Annotated in this window: 14 protein-coding genes; 9 read left to right on the top strand and 5 right to left on the bottom strand. The window is 67.1% G+C overall.

Going from position 1 to position 16,073, the window contains the following annotated elements; genetic code table 11:
* Positions 1-109 precede the first annotated feature (109 nt).
* Positions 110-1,333 carry a phosphoglycerate kinase gene (locus CHB65_RS06390; RefSeq protein ID WP_089384222.1) on the bottom strand — a complete coding sequence of 408 codons (1,224 nt, stop codon included), beginning with the start codon at positions 1,331-1,333 and terminating at the stop codon, positions 110-112.
* Positions 1,334-1,488: 155 nt separating this feature from the next.
* Between CHB65_RS06390 and CHB65_RS06385 the strand changes: the two genes are divergently transcribed.
* Positions 1,489-2,754, top strand: coding sequence for a saccharopine dehydrogenase family protein (locus CHB65_RS06385; RefSeq protein WP_089384221.1), 1,266 nt, complete (start codon positions 1,489-1,491; stop codon positions 2,752-2,754).
* Positions 2,755-2,792: 38 nt separating this feature from the next.
* Here CHB65_RS06385 and gap read toward each other — a convergent pair whose 3' ends face one another.
* The gene (gene gap / locus CHB65_RS06380; protein WP_089384220.1) at positions 2,793-3,845 is read right to left on the bottom strand and encodes a type I glyceraldehyde-3-phosphate dehydrogenase; all 1,053 of its coding nucleotides are present in this window, start codon (positions 3,843-3,845) and stop codon (positions 2,793-2,795) included.
* 207 nt (positions 3,846-4,052) lie between these two features.
* Here gap and CHB65_RS06375 point away from each other — a divergent pair, with 207 nt between their 5' ends.
* Complete coding sequence (locus CHB65_RS06375) at positions 4,053-4,436, top strand: Hsp20/alpha crystallin family protein (RefSeq protein WP_089384219.1); 384 nt, start codon at positions 4,053-4,055, stop codon at positions 4,434-4,436.
* A 60-nt stretch (positions 4,437-4,496) separates the two neighbouring features.
* On the opposite strand, the gene CHB65_RS06370 is transcribed toward CHB65_RS06375, so the two are convergent.
* The 3 genes from CHB65_RS06370 to CHB65_RS06360 form a co-directional block, all read right to left on the bottom strand.
* Complete coding sequence (locus CHB65_RS06370; RefSeq protein WP_089384282.1) at positions 4,497-4,958, bottom strand: DUF5809 family protein; 462 nt, start codon at positions 4,956-4,958, stop codon at positions 4,497-4,499.
* A 90-nt stretch (positions 4,959-5,048) separates the two neighbouring features.
* Positions 5,049-5,558 (bottom strand): DUF5810 domain-containing protein, encoded by a 510-nt coding sequence (locus CHB65_RS06365; protein WP_089384218.1) that lies wholly within the window; start codon positions 5,556-5,558, stop codon positions 5,049-5,051.
* A gap of 111 nt (positions 5,559-5,669) precedes the next feature.
* A complete protein-coding gene (locus tag CHB65_RS06360) occupies positions 5,670-8,549 on the bottom strand; it encodes a glycosyltransferase (RefSeq protein ID WP_089384217.1) in 2,880 nt (959 codons plus the stop codon).
* 246 nt (positions 8,550-8,795) lie between these two features.
* On the opposite strand from CHB65_RS06360, the gene CHB65_RS06355 reads away from it, so the two are divergent.
* The 7 genes from CHB65_RS06355 (at position 8,796) to CHB65_RS06325 (ending at position 16,063) form a co-directional block, all read left to right on the top strand.
* Positions 8,796-9,440 (top strand): helix-turn-helix domain-containing protein, encoded by a 645-nt coding sequence (locus CHB65_RS06355; protein WP_089384216.1) that lies wholly within the window; start codon positions 8,796-8,798, stop codon positions 9,438-9,440.
* Positions 9,441-9,503: 63 nt separating this feature from the next.
* Positions 9,504-11,789 (top strand): molybdopterin-containing oxidoreductase family protein, encoded by a 2,286-nt coding sequence (locus CHB65_RS06350; RefSeq protein WP_089384215.1) that lies wholly within the window; start codon positions 9,504-9,506, stop codon positions 11,787-11,789.
* Positions 11,786-12,391: a 4Fe-4S dicluster domain-containing protein gene (locus tag CHB65_RS06345; protein ID WP_089384214.1), complete on the top strand. Its 606-nt coding sequence runs from the start codon at positions 11,786-11,788 to the stop codon at positions 12,389-12,391. Before CHB65_RS06350 ends, CHB65_RS06345 begins: the two co-directional genes overlap by 4 nt.
* Positions 12,381-13,451: an NrfD/PsrC family molybdoenzyme membrane anchor subunit gene (gene nrfD / locus CHB65_RS06340; protein WP_089384213.1), complete on the top strand. Its 1,071-nt coding sequence runs from the start codon at positions 12,381-12,383 to the stop codon at positions 13,449-13,451. Before CHB65_RS06345 ends, nrfD begins: the two co-directional genes overlap by 11 nt.
* A 36-nt stretch (positions 13,452-13,487) precedes the next feature.
* Positions 13,488-14,204 carry a TorD/DmsD family molecular chaperone gene (locus CHB65_RS06335; RefSeq protein ID WP_089384212.1) on the top strand — a complete coding sequence of 239 codons (717 nt, stop codon included), beginning with the start codon at positions 13,488-13,490 and terminating at the stop codon, positions 14,202-14,204.
* A gap of 223 nt (positions 14,205-14,427) precedes the next feature.
* A complete protein-coding gene (locus CHB65_RS06330; protein ID WP_089384211.1) occupies positions 14,428-15,651 on the top strand; it encodes a translation initiation factor IF-2 subunit gamma in 1,224 nt (407 codons plus the stop codon).
* Position 15,652: 1 nt separating this feature from the next.
* Positions 15,653-16,063: a PIN domain-containing protein gene (locus tag CHB65_RS06325; protein WP_281251555.1), complete on the top strand. Its 411-nt coding sequence runs from the start codon at positions 15,653-15,655 to the stop codon at positions 16,061-16,063.
* Positions 16,064-16,073 lie beyond the last annotated feature (10 nt).

The raw sequence follows: 16,073 nt of genomic DNA, 5'->3' as shown, positions 1-16,073 counted from the left end.
ACGCGATACCCGGCGACCACGAACACTTTTACAGAATACAAGGAGAATGCCCCGGGGCTTGACCCCGAGGCGATTCACCGGAGCCGGAGGCCTTCGAAAGCGCCGCTGATCAGTCTCCGTCCGCCGACGCCTGAAGCAACTCGACACCCGGAAGCGACTTTCCGGTGAGTGCCCGGATGTACGCGCCGCCGGCGATGGAGACGTGTGAGAAGTCGGCCTCATCGAGACCGTACATCTCGATCGCTCGTGAGGTGTCGCCACCGCCGACGACCGAGAAACAGTCCGTCTCGGCGATCGCTTTGAGCACGCCGACCGTGCCGACAGAGAAGCGCTCGTCCTCGAAGACGCCGAGTGCGCCCTTCACGAAGACCGCATCCGACTCCCTAATAAGGGGATCGTACGCCTCGACGGTTTCCGTACCGACGTCGAGATAACCCACCCGCTTCTCGTCGATCTCCTCGAGGGTGTGTTCAGCACGCTCGCCGTCGTCGTCCTCGTAGGCCAGATCGACCGCGAGGTGGATCTCCTCGCCGCGCTCCTCAAGAATCCCTTCGACGAGCTCGCGGTTCGCTTCCCACTGGTCGTCGAAGAGGTCCATGCCCTCGAGGTCGACGCCGACCGGGTGCCCCGCCGCGCGCAAGAAGAGTTCGCCGGCGACGCCACCGAGCAGGAACCGGTCGACCGTGCCCTCCAGCGCGTCCATCACGCCGATCACGTCCGTCGCCTTCGTCCCGCCGACGACCATCGTGACGGGGCCGTCGAACGACTTCCGCGCGATGGCGGTGTTCGCCTCGTACTCCGTCTCCATCACGCGTCCGGCGTAGGCGGGGAGGACGAGTGGGAACCCGACGAGCGAGGCGTGTTTGCGGTGGGCCGCCGAGTAGGCGTCGTTGACGTACGCGTCGAAATACGGCGCGAGCGCCTCGACGTAGGCGGTTTCGGCCTTCTCGGCGGGCTCCGCCTCGGGCAGTTCGTCGTCACACATTCGCGTGTTTTCGAGCAGCAGCACCTCGCCGGCGGAAAGCGCCTCGATGGCCGCGATGGCGTCCTCGCCGTGGGTGTCGGCGACGAACCCCACGTCGCGGTCGAGATGTCCGGAAAGGATCGTTGCGTGACCCGACAGGGAGGTGAAATCGTCGCTCCCGGGACGACCCTGGTGGGCGAGACAGACGACGCGGTGGCCAGCCTCGGCCAGTTCGCGGACGGTTCGGGCGTGCCGTTCGAACCGGCGGTTGTCCTGCGGTTCGCCGCCCTCGATCGGCGAGTTGAGATCGAGCCGGACGAGCACCCGCGAGTCGGCGGGAAGGTCGTCGATGGTCCTAAAGGTGGACATACCCGTCCGATCGTCGGCAGGTTACAAAAAGGCCCTGAGACGGTCGATCAGCACCCATCGTCCGTGAGGGTTCCACCCACCATCGGTGAGACGTCCGGCGTTCGTCCCGGCTCGCCCGCGTCGTTTACCCGTCCGCCGGTCCTACGGGGAATCGAATGTCGGACGACCGCACGCACGACGTCGTGGTATGGGGCGCAACGGGCGTCGCCGGCCGGTTCGTAGCCGAGCATCTGACCGAGCGCTACACGCCGGATGAGCTCTCGTTGGCGGTCGGCGGGCGTAGCCGGGAGCGACTGGGGACGCTCGTCGACGACCTCACGGAGCGGGCGGATGCGTGGGAGGAGATCCCCACCGTGATCGGCGATGCGACCGATCCCGACCGGATGCGGGAGATCGCCAGGGAGACACGGGTCGTCTGTACGACCGTCGGGCCCTACACGACCTACGGCACGCCCCTGGTCGCGGCGTGTGCCGAGGTCGGGACCGATTACTGTGACCTGACCGGCGAGGTCAACTGGGTCCGCGAGAGCATCGACCGGTTTCACGAGGTCGCGACCGAAACGGGCGCGCGGATCGTCCACAGCTGCGGGTTCGACTCCGTGCCCGCCGACCTCGGTACGCTTCTGCTCCAGTCGTTCGCCGTCGAGACATTCGGCGCGCCCTGTGAGGCGGTTCGGATCTACTTGGAGGAGGGTGAAGGCGGCGTCAGCGGCGGAACGCTCGCGAGTTTCGGGGAGCTGTTCGAGGCCGTCGCGACCGACCCACTCGCCGAGCGGACGCTCCGAAATCCGTACTCGCTCGCGCCGGCCGGCGAGCGGAGCGGCGTCGACCCCGGCGAGCAGCGCCTTCCACGGTGGGATCCGCTTCGCGGGGCATGGACCGCGCCGTCGCCGATGGCCCCCGTGAACGAGCGCGTCCTCAGGCGAAGCAACGCCCTGCTCGGCTACCCGTGGGGGCGGGAGTTCGACTGCACGGAGACGGTACCGACCGGAACCGGCCCGGTCGGGGCAGTCACCGCCGGGGCTATCGCCGGCGGCCTCGGCCTCTTTTCGGGGGCGATGTCGGTCGGTCCCCTCCGTGATGGGATCCGGCGATTCGTCTTCCCGGAGCCCGGGACCGGACCGACGAGGGCGGAGGCGGACGCGGGCCGGTTCACGGTCGGCCTCCGTGGGCGGGGGACGGCACCGGAGGGAACGTTCACCGTGGAGGCCGAGTTCGGTGCCGACCGGGACCCCGGCTACGGCGCGACCGGGCAGATGCTCGGGGAGGCCGCGATGTGTCTCGCGCGCGAGGAAGTCGATTCGCCGCTCGACGGCGGCGTGATGACGCCCGCCGCCGGGATCGGGTTGCCGCTCGTCGAACGGCTCCGCGCGGTCGGGTTCACGATCGATGTACGCGAGGCCGCTGAGGGGAGGGAATAAAACTGGCCCGAGTGGGTCGCTCGGGACGGTGACTTCGCTTATGACTCGTCGACGAGGAACGCGGCCATGTCGAGCATCCGGTTCGAGAAGCCGTACTCGTTGTCGTACCAGGTGAGCACCTTCAACAGCTCCCCGTCCGCGATCGTGTTCGTCGATTGAAGGTCGACGTAGCTCGAAAACGGTAGCCCGATCACGTCGCTGGAGACGATCTCGTCGTCAGTGTAGCCGAGCACACCCGCGAGCGGGCCGGAATCGGCGGCGTCGCGGAAGGCCGCGTTGACCGTCTCGGCGTCGACCGACTCCTCCAGACTGACGACGAACTCGGTGATGGAGCCGTTCGGGACGGGGACGCGCATCGCCATCCCGTCGAGTTTCCCCTCCAGCTGCGGGAGGATGACCGTCGCCGCGCCCGCCGCGCCCGTCGAGGTCGGGACGATGTTCTCGGCGGCGGCGCGGCCGCGGCGCTTCTTCGCTTTGGGACCGTCGATGAGCGTTTGGGAGCCGGTATAGGCGTGAACGGTCGTGAGGGTCCCGGCTTCGATACCGAACTCCGCATCGAGCACCTGCGCGACGGGCGTGATGGAGTTGGTCGTACAGGAAGCGTTCGAGACGACGTCCTCGCCGTCGTACTCGTCGTGGTTGACGCCGTAGACGAGCTGTTTGACGGGCTCTTCGCCCTTCGGAGGGGCGGAGATGACGACCTTGTCCGCGCCGCCGTCGAGGTGACCGCTCGCCTCCGCCTTCGTCCGGAAGACGCCGGTACATTCGAGCGCGACGTCGACGTCGAGTTCGCCCCACGGGAGGTCGGCGGGGTCCTGCACGTTGAACAGGTCGACGGACGTGCCGCCGACGGTCAAGGCGTCGCCGTCGAGCTCGACGCCGTCGAAACGACCCATCACGGTGTCGTACTTCGCGAGGTACGCCATGTCCTCGAAGTCCATCACGTCGTTGATGGCGACGAGTTCGATCCGCGGGCTCTCACACACCGCCCGAAGGATGCTTCGCCCGATCCGTCCGAAACCGTTCAATCCGACGCGGACGACCTCGTCGTCGGCTACGTCGTCACCCGCTGCGAGATACGATTTACTCATATTCGGATAAGTGCATCCCAACTATTTAAATTCGGACGGCTGAGCGCGTATATCACTATCGACGATTCGCGATCCGTCCGCGCGAGCGGGGTGACAGGTGAAACCGATCCGACGCGTGGACCGTGCGACCGGCCGCTGGCGACGGAAATATCGGTAACTGATAACACGGACAGAAGGCTTATCCGGACAACGCTCGTTCCGACGAGCATGGATAGAGACGACCGTGAGGATCCGTTCGGGGACTTCTTCGAGGAGATCGAACGGATGATGAACGAGATGGCGGGCGGCGGTCCCGCCGCGGGAACCGAGGACGCCGGCTTCGGCTCGGAGACGCACGTCGACGCGTACACCACCGAGGAATCCGTGCGGCTCGTCGCCGACCTGCCGGCCATCTCGAAAGAGCAGCTCTCGCTCCAGTGTGACGGCGAGTCGCTCACCATCTCCGCGGCGTCCGACCGGCGGGAATACGACGAGACCGTCGACCTCCCGGTGCCCGTCGATGAACACTCCGGCAGCGCCACGTTCAACAACGGCGTGTTGGAGGTCGAGTTCGACCGCGACGACGACTCCGCCTCCATCGACGTTATTTAACTACCGATCGGGACGGCGTCGACAGGTCCCTCGCTCTCCACCGGCTACGTTTATATCCCCTCAGTCGACACGCGAACCCTTCTCGCCGCCATCCGCTTCCGCGAATACCCCCCGGTACACCCGCCCGAACGCGTTCCGACGAAGCGTCGACACCGCGGCGTCGACCGCCTCGTGATACGTCGCCGCGATCACGGTTTCCGCGAAGGGGACCGGATGCCACACCACCCCGTCGACGTTCTCGCCGCCGAGCAGGACGACGTCGTCCGGATCGAACTGACTCCGTTCAAGCCACGCCTCGAACGTCGAGCGGTCGGCGACGTTGACGACGAGTAACTCGGCGAAGATCGCGTCACGTGCAGTCTCGATAACGTCCGAGGTGACGCGCTCGTCGTACTCGGCGGCGTCGAACGCCATCGCCTTCGCCGTCTCGCGGACGACGACCTGCGCGGCCGGGCCGGCCTCCCCATACTCGCGAGCCGCCTCTTCGGCCGTCGACGGGGCGAGGACACCCCGCGTCTCGATGGCGAGGTCGCCGACTGATCCCTCGGTGGGCGCTTCATCGGTCATGTGTGCGTCGTGGGGAGGGCACGGACAAGGGAGTTGCGTTGGGGGTCAGCGGTCGCTGGCGTCGGCGTCGTCCGAGTTGTTCGGATCCTCCGGGCCCTCCGAGTCCGCCGGGCCCTCCGAATCGTCCGGGTCATCGGGGGCGGCGTCGTCGATCATCCGTTCGGTGAGTTCCCGTGCTTCGCGGACGGCGGCGGCCGCCTCCGGATCGAGCGCGGCCGGGTCGACACCGTGTCGGTCGCCCCCGTGAGCCGCCCCCGAGTGTCCGGCGTGACCGCCGTGGCCGGCGTGCCCGTCCTGCCCGTCGAATGCAACTCCGAGGTCGGGACGGCCGCGGTCGACGGTGTCCTCGAAGACCTCGGGATACTCGGCCGACTCGGCGTGGGGAACGACCCGTTCGGCGAGCCCAGGGGGGTCCATCTCCCCCCAGCCGGGGACGTGCTCGTCCAGCCACTCCTCGTGGTCGTCGCCGTGGAGCATCGCCGTGAATGCGAGGTGGTGTGCGAGGTGCTCGCCGTCGCGCTGGGGGGTGACACAGACGGGGCAGGCGTATCCCATGACGGCCGTCCGTAGGGCGGTGGATCCTAAATCTGCGTCGGAGCGTCGGACAAAATAGATCACGCCTAACACACTGATCGGCCGAGGTCCACCGCCGATCGGATCGGCGGATTACGCCAGCACTTGAACGGACGCGTTCGGGGCCATGGTCCGGAGTCGTTCGGCGGCCCGTCGCGCGTTCGACCGGGAGGCATACCCTTCACTCGAGTCGGCGAGGATGTTCCCGTTTCGATGGCGGAGTCGCCAGCGCCACTCCCCGCCCGCGTCCTGATAGACCTCGAAGGTCGCGTTGGCCGCAACGACGAGGTCGGCCTCCACGATCCGCGCACTAACACGCTCAGCGGCGTCCAACGCGGCCGCCGGTGTCCCGAACCGCCGAACAGAACGGACGAGCGGCGTACCGTTTTTCGCGCGGGCCTGCCAGCGATAGGTGCCGTCGTTCGACTCGAGGACCGAGACGGTGTCAGCGTCGATCCCCTCACGGGACCGTTTCGCCGACCCGACGGCGCTCGCCCGCGCGGCGTATCCCTCCGGGTTTTCCGCGAGGATCCGGCCGTTGCGGGAAACCAACCGCCAGCGCCAGCGACCCTCCTCGCGGTGGATCACGAACCCGGCCGGGTCCGGCCGAAGGAGCGCCGCCATCTCCGCGTGTTTCCGAACCCTGGAAACGGCGCGTCGCGCGTTCGACCGGGAGGCGTATCCCTCACCCGAGTCGGCGACGGCGGGTTCGGGGACCGTCTCGGGATCACCGGCCGAGCCGTTAGCCGCTTGCAACGCGTCCGCCGGTTGCGTTTCCTGTACCGTGTCCGCCCGCGCCGATTCGGACGCCACAGGGGTCGACGAGGCCGGAGGTCGACGGCTCTTTCGTACGTACTCCTGTTGACCCTGCTTTTTCGTCACGTGCCACCGGGTCGGTGCGCCGGCGAGTTGGAGATAGAGCGAGTGAAGCTGAATGACCCAACCGACAGGGATCCAGAGGTATGCGTTAAACAGCATCCCGCCGACCCGTCGGGGCGTCCGCGGAAGGTGAATCTCGGGGTCGCGGAGGGTCGCATAGCCGATGGATATCCCACGCGCCGGAAAGAGGACGACCGCGAGTCCGACCGCGAGAAGGGTCGGAAGCGACACGCCCCACCCGACGGCCGCCAGAACGAACAGCACCGGAAACACGGTGTAAAACGGCGCGCTCACGGCCGTGAACAGCAACCACGTGAGCCCGACGACCCGACGGACCCCGAGCGTGCGCCACGACCGGATCACCCGCGGGAGGTGTGCGGCGGTCACCTGTGCCCACCCGCGGGCCCAGCGGACACGCTGGCGGATAAGCGCACCCGTGCTGTCCGGGTTGAACTCGCGGGCGACCATCCACGGGTCGTAGCCGACCCGCCAGTCCGTCCGGGTGAGGAGCCGAAGCGTGAGGTCGATATCCTCCGTCAGCCGACTCGTCGACCACCCACCGACCGCCGGGGGAACCTCCCGCCGGAACACGGCCGCGGAGCCCGCAAAGTGACCGGCACCGAAGACGTCAGCGAGGAACGGGTGTTCGACCCACGTACTGTGTTGACGCTCGGCGGTGACGAACCGCGCCAATCGGCCAGTGTCCGGATATTTCGCCACCTTTCGCCCCTGCACGACGCCGACCTCGGGATGTTCCTCGAGATATGCCATCGCCCGCGTGAGGAAGTCGGAATCCACGGTCTCGTCGGCATCGAGCAGCAGCGCGAACGGCGTGTCGACGTGGTCCCATGCGGCGTTGAGGTCGCCCGCCTTCGATCCGCTCGTCCCCTCGATGACCCGCACACGCTCGGGGTAGTCGGCGGCATATTCGTGAGCGAGTTCGACGGTTCCATCCGTCGAGTTCGCGGCCGGCAGCAACAGGACGGGGACGTCCGGGAGCGATTCGAGGTTGTGATCGAGGCTTTCGGGGAGGACACCCGCCTCGTTCGCGGCGGAGATGATCACCGTCACCGTCGGCTCCGGGCCGAAGGGGTCGACGGTGGGCTCAGGTGGCTCCTCCCGGTCGCGGCGGCGAAGCCGACGCCGGGCGTGTGCGACCATCCAGTACTCCTGTCCGACACCGATCACGAGCAACCCGAGATAGACCGCGAGAACGACGCTGAAAGCGGTCTGATCGACGACGACCCCGGACATCACGAGCGTATTCAACAGGACGATGGCGACGAGGGCGTGCTGGATGGCGGTCGCCACCTCCCCCGAGAGGAAGCCGAAGGCGACGGGCGGGTTGGGTGCCGTCGAGAGGACGGCGAGCGTGAGGATCGCGGCGACCCCGACGACCACCGAGGCAGGGAGGAGCGCCCACGGCATCGCGACGAAGGGGTCGGGGCCCAGCGTGAGCGCGACGACGGCCGTCGCGAGCACGCCGGCGGTGAGCGCCGCGAGGAGTATTCCCTCCCAGTAGCCCGGCGTCGTACCGGGGAGCGGCGGGGAGATCCCTTCTGATCGCTGGTACATCCAGAACGCGTGGAGCGAAAGCGCCCCGAAGCCGGTAGCATACGCGAGGTAGGCGGCCCGTGGCTCGTGGAGCCCGGGCTCCAACATGAGCGCCGAGGCGGCGAGGACGGCGAGGTGGCCGGTGAAGGGAACCGCGACGCGTTCCGCCCGGGAGGCCCCCGAGAGCCGGACGTCGATCGCGAGCAGAAACGCCTGTGCCCCGGCTGCCAGGGTGACGACGGTGACGCTGAAGGGAACTTCCGCCGGAAGCAGCCCCACGGCGACGATGATCGAGGCGAGGACGGCGACCGTCCCAAAGACGATGGTGGCGAGGCCGCCGATCGGTCTGGCGGCCCGCTGCCGGGTGACCCGCCAAGCGGTCGCGAGCGCGGAGGCGACCAATACACCCCCGCCGACGCCGACGAGCACCCATCCCTCGGGAACCACCCCGATGGCGACGGCGACGATGCCGACGAGCGCAGAAAGCGTCGCAACGTACCACAAAGCAACCTTTATTCGAACCCGGTTCGCGATACACATAGCTAAGAGCAGTATATAAAGACTTCCGGTGAATAGATGATCGAGTGCTCACGGCGGAAGAGCCGGCCGACACGTTCGTGGGTCGTTGTGGACCCGATGACGGCGGCCGTCAGCGGTCTGCAGTCCCCTCCACAGGAGGGTTCAGGGCCGGCGGCGTTCGCGAGTTAAATCCGGGTTGGGAGAGGATATAAAAAGGGCTTCATTATCAGACGGGGTGCTTACCTCGCTCAAGCCGTAAACCCGGCCATGGGAGTGATGATTCCGGGCGGGGAGGCGCTGGATATATACTTCGAGGTCGAACTGGCGCTCCCGGAGGATCACCCGTGTGCAATGCGACGCCTCGACGCACGCACCGACACACTCGATACCGTCTCACGCCACGCCGAAGATGGACGCTGCTCGCTTACCGTCCGCGGTGCGTCCGACGCGGCGGGCGAGGCTCGGATCGAGCAGACACAACAGCCGTGTCACGAGCGTGAGTGTTACTACGAGCGGCTCAACCGCAACGGGATCAGCGCCGGCGTGACCGAAGTGACGGAGAGGGGCGTCCGGATCGAAGCGTACGCCCGATCCCGCGAGCTGCTGACGGACGTGATCAGTGGGCTCTCCGAGATCGGCGCCGTCACCGTACGGAAGATCGGCGAGACGGACCCGGACCGCGAGTTTTCGGACCTTCGGACGGTCGATTTCGGAATCTTCACTCCCCTCGAACGCGAAACACTTCGGCGGGCCGTTGCGTCGGGCTACTATGACGATCCCCGGCAAACGTCTTTGGCGGCGCTCGCGGACGAGTTCGACGTCTCGAAGGGGACCCTCTCCCAACGGCTCAGTACCATCGAGCGAAAGCTCGTCCTCGACGCGAGTCGGGTCTCCTCGAACGGGGATATTTAAAGGGACTCACAGTGAGGCGTCGGCGCTTCACGGGTGAGAAACGTATCAACGTGTGTGTTCTGTATGGATGAGGACGAACGGAGCAAGGTCAGACGACGGACGTTCCTCAAGGGGGCTGCGGGCGCGCTGTCGGTCGCGGCCGCCGGCTGTGTCGATCGGGACTCCGGCGCCGTTGCACACGCCGAAGCGGCCCGCGAAACTGCGTACAACAACTGCTGGATCTGCCGTGCCAGTTGCGGGCAGGAGGTCACGTTGGAGGACGGGACGGCCGTCGACCTGACCGGTGTGGACGGCCATCCGAAAGCCAGCGCTGGTCCGGGAGCCGAGGGGACCCTGTGCTCGAAAGGGCTCGCCCAACTCGATAAGACGTACAACCCGAACCGGATCACGCGACCGTACATTCGCGAGGACGGCGAACTGCGGAGCGCGGAGTGGGACGAGGCGATCGCGTACGCGGCCGAACGGCTCGAATCGTTCCGCGAGGAACACGGTCCGGAGAAGCTCCTCCGATACCAGGGCTATCCGATCGGCGGCGAGTTCCATGACCTGCTGTTCAGGGACCTATACGGCGCACCGATCCAGGTCGGCCGCAAGACGACCTGCCACGGGCCGTTTTCGGACTCCTGGGAGTGGATGGCCGGTTACGGCCGGGAGTGGCCCGATTGGCGGAACTCGGAGTACATGATCGCGTGGGGGCGGAACCCCATGGAGTGTTTCCGCGGCCAGTGGGAGCCGAAAGGGATCATGGAGACCATCGAGGAGAACGACGCGACGCTCGTCTGTATCGACCCCCGATACACGAAGACGGCGGAGGTCGCGGATCGGTGGATCCCGATCGAACCGCGGACGGACGGGGCGCTCGCGCTCGCGATGGGCCACGTGATCATCGAGGAGGGGCTCCACGACGAGGAGTTCATCGAGGAGTGGACTTACGGTTTCGATGCGTACCGCGAGGCGGTCGCGGACAAGACCCCAGAGTGGGCAGCGGGGATCACCGACGTCGACGCCGAGACCATCCGCGAGGTGGCCATTGGGTTTGCGGAGGCGGCACCGCGTGCGGTCGCGTTCCCGTTTACCGGCCTCTCGTTTCAGGGGAACGGCTTCAAGAACTGTCAGAACGTCCACGCGCTCAACGGGCTGGTCGGCAACATCGACCGGAAGGGCGGGACCCGCCACTGGCGGGCCGGCTTCTCGCTCGCCGACCCCTTCGAGGAGCGGGGGATCGACGTGCCGGCCAACCACGAGGGTCGTCCCACGCCCGACTACGACGACCACCCGTACCAGCGCCACATCCGAGACCTGTCACACAACGCCGTCCCGACCGCGGTCGAGCGCGGCGACATCCGTGGGTTCGTCAACAACTGGTCGGCCCCGCTTAAAAGTGGGAACAGCGAGGCGTGGGCCGAGGCCCTCGAAGCGATGGACCTCGTGATCACCGTCGACGCGTTCTGGAGCGGCGTAAGTCGTCGCGCGGATGTGGTCTTCCCCGGTGCCTCGACGCTCGAACAGCCGTTCCTCGCCACGGGCGGCGACAGCGCCTACAGCGAATCCGGGTGGGTGACCGCCTCGGACGCCCTCATCGAGCCGGTTGGGGACTGTCGGACCGACTACGAGATCTACAGTGCCCTCGCGACGGAGCTTGGCTGGGGGGAGTACTTCCCGTGGGAGGACGCCGTCGAGTTCTATGACGAACAGCTCTCGGGGATCGGACGTTCGTTCGAGGACATCGCTGAGCGGAGCTACGAGATCGTCGCCGATGTCAAGTACGAGCAGTGGCGCGAGCACGGGTTCGACACGGAGACCGGGAAGTTCCAGTTCGATCTCGACGTCGTCGACGGGTACGCCGCCCTCGCCGAGGAAACTGACGTCAGTACTGCACCCGAGTGGCATCCGCCCGACGACGACCTGTACGGCGAGACGACCGACGAGGAGTATCCGTTGCTGTTGACCGACGGGTTCGTGCAACAGCTCTCGCGGGGCCACTGTCAGGCGCTCGATGACGCGCGCGAGGAATACCTCGATCGGTTCGGCTTCCGGTATGAAGGGTACGACGGCAACCTGTTGCACATCAACCCGAGCGATGCCGACCCGAGGGGGATCGAGACGGGCGACCGGGTTCGCGTGGAGTCCCCCGACGGCCACGTCGAACTCGTCGCACACGTCTACGAGGGCGTTCGCCCGGGGTGGCTGTTTGCCGTCTCCGGCTTCGGAGCGTACTCGCTCGCGCCCGATGAGGCCGGCGCGAACATGATGACGATGAACACCGAACGGCATGTCGAGCCGGTCAGCGGACAGGTGGACAGGAACCTCCCGGTGGAGGTCAGCCGTGTCGGAGGTGAAACCGCATGAGCCAGTGGGGATTCTACTTCGACCCCGACAAATGCATCGGCTGTCACGCGTGTTCACAGGCGTGTACTGTCAGGAACGACATCGACGAGGGGGACGTCACCTGGCGACGCGTCGAACACGTCGGGGAGGGCACGTTCCCGGACTACGAGGAGATCTCGATCTCGATGGGCTGTTACCACTGCGCCGAGCCGGAATGTCGGGACGTGTGTCCGACACACGCCCTCGAGAAACGTGCGGAGGACGGGATCGTCACCATCGAGCAGGACCGGTGTATCGGCTGTAACTACTGTTCGTACGCCTGCCCGTACGGGGCGATCCAATTCGGGGAGGACGGACTCGCACAGAAGTGTCACGGCTGTCTGGGCTCCGGGGCCGGCGACGGCCACGGCTCCCCGCCCCGCGAGGAGTCCGAGACGGCCCGTGAAACCCCCGCCTGTGTCGACAACTGTGTCACCGGTGCGCTCGATTCCGGGCCGATCAACGAACTCCTGCGGGGGGCGTCGACGGCGGCCGCCGAGGAGTTCCGATCGGATGACGGCGGCCCGGCTGTCGTCCTCGAACCCGCGACCGGGACTGAGGGGGTGAGCGGGGATGATGGATAGTCCGGATGGACTCGTCTGGTTGACCCAACAGGAGTACGGCTGGTATATCGCCGCTTACCTGTTTTTCAGCGGTCTCGCCGGCGGGGCTTACGTAACCGGGTTCGCCGCCGACGTACTCAGGGTTCGCTCCACGGACCCGGCGGTCGACCGCCCGATGTACTCGATCACTCGATGGGGAACCGTGCTCGCCCTTGGGGCCGTCGGAGCGGGAATGGTCTTCCTGCTCGTGTTCCATCTCGGCGCGCCGGTCCGGGCGCTGCTCTTTCCGATCCTCTTCGTCAACGTCGGGTCCTGGCTCGTGATCGGAACGTGGATCATCGTGCTGTTCTCCGCGGTGGCGACGCTTCAGGGACTTTGGGTCGTGTGGCACGAGAATCCCGCCGGCAGGGCCGCGTTTCCCCGGGTCGTCACGAGTCGGATAGAGAACCGCTTCGACGTGCCGGTGGACTCGTGGCTCGCCCGGGTGGCCAGCCGAACGCACCCCGGTCCTCGGCGGCGGCTGCTATGCTCCGGGGTCGGCTCGGCGCTCGCGCTGTCGATGATCGCGTACACCGGGTTCAAACTCGGCGACGTCTCGGCGACGGTGCCGCTCTGGGACGGAACGTTGCTCCCGGCGCTCTTCCTCGCGAGCGCGCTCTCGATCGGCCTCGCGGCGACGGTTGGCGTGACGGTGCTTTTCGACGGTGTCGAGGGAACGAACGTCACCGCGTTCAGCGTGGCGGACGACGTCGTCATCCTCGGCGAGATAGCCGTCTTGGCGCTGTTCCTGACGACGCTCGCATCGGGCGGACCGGGGGCCGTTTCCGCGTTCGGACTGCTGACCGAGGAGTATGGACTCGTGTTCTGGGGTGGCGTCGTCACCGTCGGCCTCGCGCTCCCGCTTGCCATCTCCGTCGGCCTCATCGCCCTCGAACGTCGCGTGGACGTGCACGCAAGCGATCGGTTACGGCGGCTCGTCCGGGGGACCTACACGCTGAAGTTCGGGTTCGTCGTGCTCGGCGGCGTCGCGCTCCGGTATCTGATCATCGCCGCCGCCTACAACGCCCCGCTGTCGACGTAGCTTCGAGGCGACAACAGATCCCACATCACACCACACATGTCCAAACGACGACCAACGCGCCGAACGGAGCCACAGGGACACACGCGCCGAACGGACCACCACGCCGATGACCGTGAGCGCTGGGCATCGCTGTACACCCTCCTTGCCGAGGGACTGAAACACCCCGACGAGCGGTTGTATCGGGACGTGAAAGCCGGGCGGTTCGCCGCCGAGTACACGGCGCTTGCGGAGGCGCTGTCGATCCCCGTTCCGGACGGCCCGGGGAGCCCCGACGCGGTGCCGACCGGGAGGGCAGCATTCGACCGTGAGTATACCGCGCTGTTCGAGGGCCTGCGGACCCCATACGCGCCGCTCGTGGAGTCCGTCTATCGACCGTGGCATGACGGGACGGCGGGCGGTGGGCTCCTCGGGCCGCCCGCGGCCGACATGCAGCGCCGATACGACGCGGGCGGGTTCTCAGTTCCATCCGCCTATCAGCCCGATCACCTCGCGCTGGTGTTCGAGTACGCGGCAGCGCTGCTCCGGACCGATGAACGAACGGCGTATCGGTCGTTCTTGGAGCATCACCTCGATTGGGTGCCGGCGCTCGAACGACTGGCTGATGCGGCCGCAGCAGACTCGCCGTTCCATCGGTACTGTGTTGCTGCCGCCTGCGAAACGGTCACCGCCGCCCGCGAGCGAGCGGGGGTGACAGGCCCGGATCCGGATGCAGTCGAAGCGATGGTCGATCGGGCGGAAATCCGGATCGAGTGATCCGGTCGGAGACCGTCCGTGACGACGGGATCACGACAGGGATCCGGGGCATGGGGCTGAAAGGCATGCGTTGGCTTCGGTCACGGAGACGGCCCGCGACCAAATGACGGGAGTTCGTCACACACGGCCGGGGGGATCGGGCCCATCACGGCACTATAACAGCAACTTTATCAGTCGCACGGGGCGAATTTCGCATAAGACTACTCCCTGAGGAGGTTCAAAAGTGACCCAAGCCAACACACAACCGGAGGTGAACATCGGTCTCGTCGGTCACGTCGACCACGGCAAGACGACGCTCGTCCAGGCGTTGTCCGGATCGTGGACCGACCAGCACAGCGAGGAGATGAAACGTGGCATCTCCATCCGACTCGGCTACGCCGACACGACGTTCCGCCGCTGTCCCGGCGTCGACGAGCCCGAGTGTTACACCATCGAGGAGGAGTGTCCCGACGGCAGCGAAAGCGAGGTCTTACGGACGGTCTCGTTCGTCGACGCGCCCGGCCACGAGACGCTGATGGCGACGATGCTCTCCGGGGCGTCGATCATGGACGGCGCCGTCCTCGTCGTGAGCGCGACCGAGGACGTCCCGCAGGCACAGACCGAAGAGCACCTGATGGCGCTCGACCTCATCGGCATCGAGAACATCGTCATCGCGCAGAACAAGGTGGACCTCGTCGACCGCGACCGCGCCGTCGACAACTACGAACAGATACGGGAGTTCGTCGACGGAACGGTCGCCGAGGGCGCGCCCATCGTCCCCGTCTCGGCGGGACAGGGCGTCAACCTCGACCTCCTCATCGCCGCCATCGAGGAGTCGATCCCGACGCCCGAGCGCGACCCCGACGAGGAGGCGCGGATGTTCGCGGCCCGCTCGTTCGACATCAATCGCCCGGGGGCGACCGCCGAAAACCTTCAGGGCGGCGTCGTGGGTGGCTCGCTTATCCAAGGCGAGTTCTCCGTCGGCGACGGCGTGGAGATCCGCCCCGGCCGGCAGGTCGAGGAGGGCGGCAAGACGGAGTGGCGATCCCTGGAGACGACCGTCCGTTCGTTGCAGGCGGGGGGCCAGCAGGTCGAGACCGCGAAACCCGGCGGGCTCCTCGGCGTCGGAACCGGCCTCGATCCGAGCCTGACGAAGGGTGACGCGCTCGCGGGACAGGTCGCCGGCGAACCGGGGACGCTCCCGCCGACGCGCCACGAGTTCGAGATGTCCGTGAACCTGCTCGACCGCGTCGTCGGCGAGGGAACCGTCGAGGAGATCTCGACGGGCGAACCGCTCATGCTCACCGTCGGCACCGCGACGACCGTCGGCGCGGTGACGAGCGCGCGCGACGGCGAATGTGAGGTGAAGCTCAAACGTCCCGTCTGTGCCGCCTCGGGCGCACAGATCGCGATCAACCGCCGGGTCGGGACCCGGTGGCGGCTTATCGGGGTCGGGACGCTCGTCTAACGTGTCATCGTCCGACCGTCGCGCCGCGGCCCCGCCCGTCGTCGCGCTCGATGCGAGCGCGCTGATGGCCCCGGTGGAGGCGAACGTTCGCCTCTTCGAGGAGCTCGATCGGCTCCTCGGGTCGTACGAGGCGGTCGTTCCCGAGGCGGTCCTCGCGGAGCTCGATGGGCTCCAGTCGGGGGCCGGGGAGGCGGCGACCGCCGCGGCGGTGGGCGCGGACCTCGCGGAACGCGCACGGACGGTGGAAACCGAAGAATCATACGCGGACGACGCGCTCCTCGAACTGGCCACGACGGGTCGGGTGGGGTACGTCGTCACGAACGACCGTCCCCTCAGGAACCGGCTGCTCGCGGCGGACGCACCAGTAATCGGTTTAAGGGGGCGGAACGCACTGGCGATAACGGAACCGTAGCGCAGGTTTA

It is taken from the genome of Halorubrum vacuolatum, from assembly GCF_900188065.1.
Classification (GTDB): Archaea; Halobacteriota; Halobacteria; order Halobacteriales; family Haloferacaceae; genus Halorubrum; species Halorubrum vacuolatum.
Note: the sequence above shows the minus strand (reverse complement) of the source record. Positions and strands in the feature narration are given on the sequence as shown.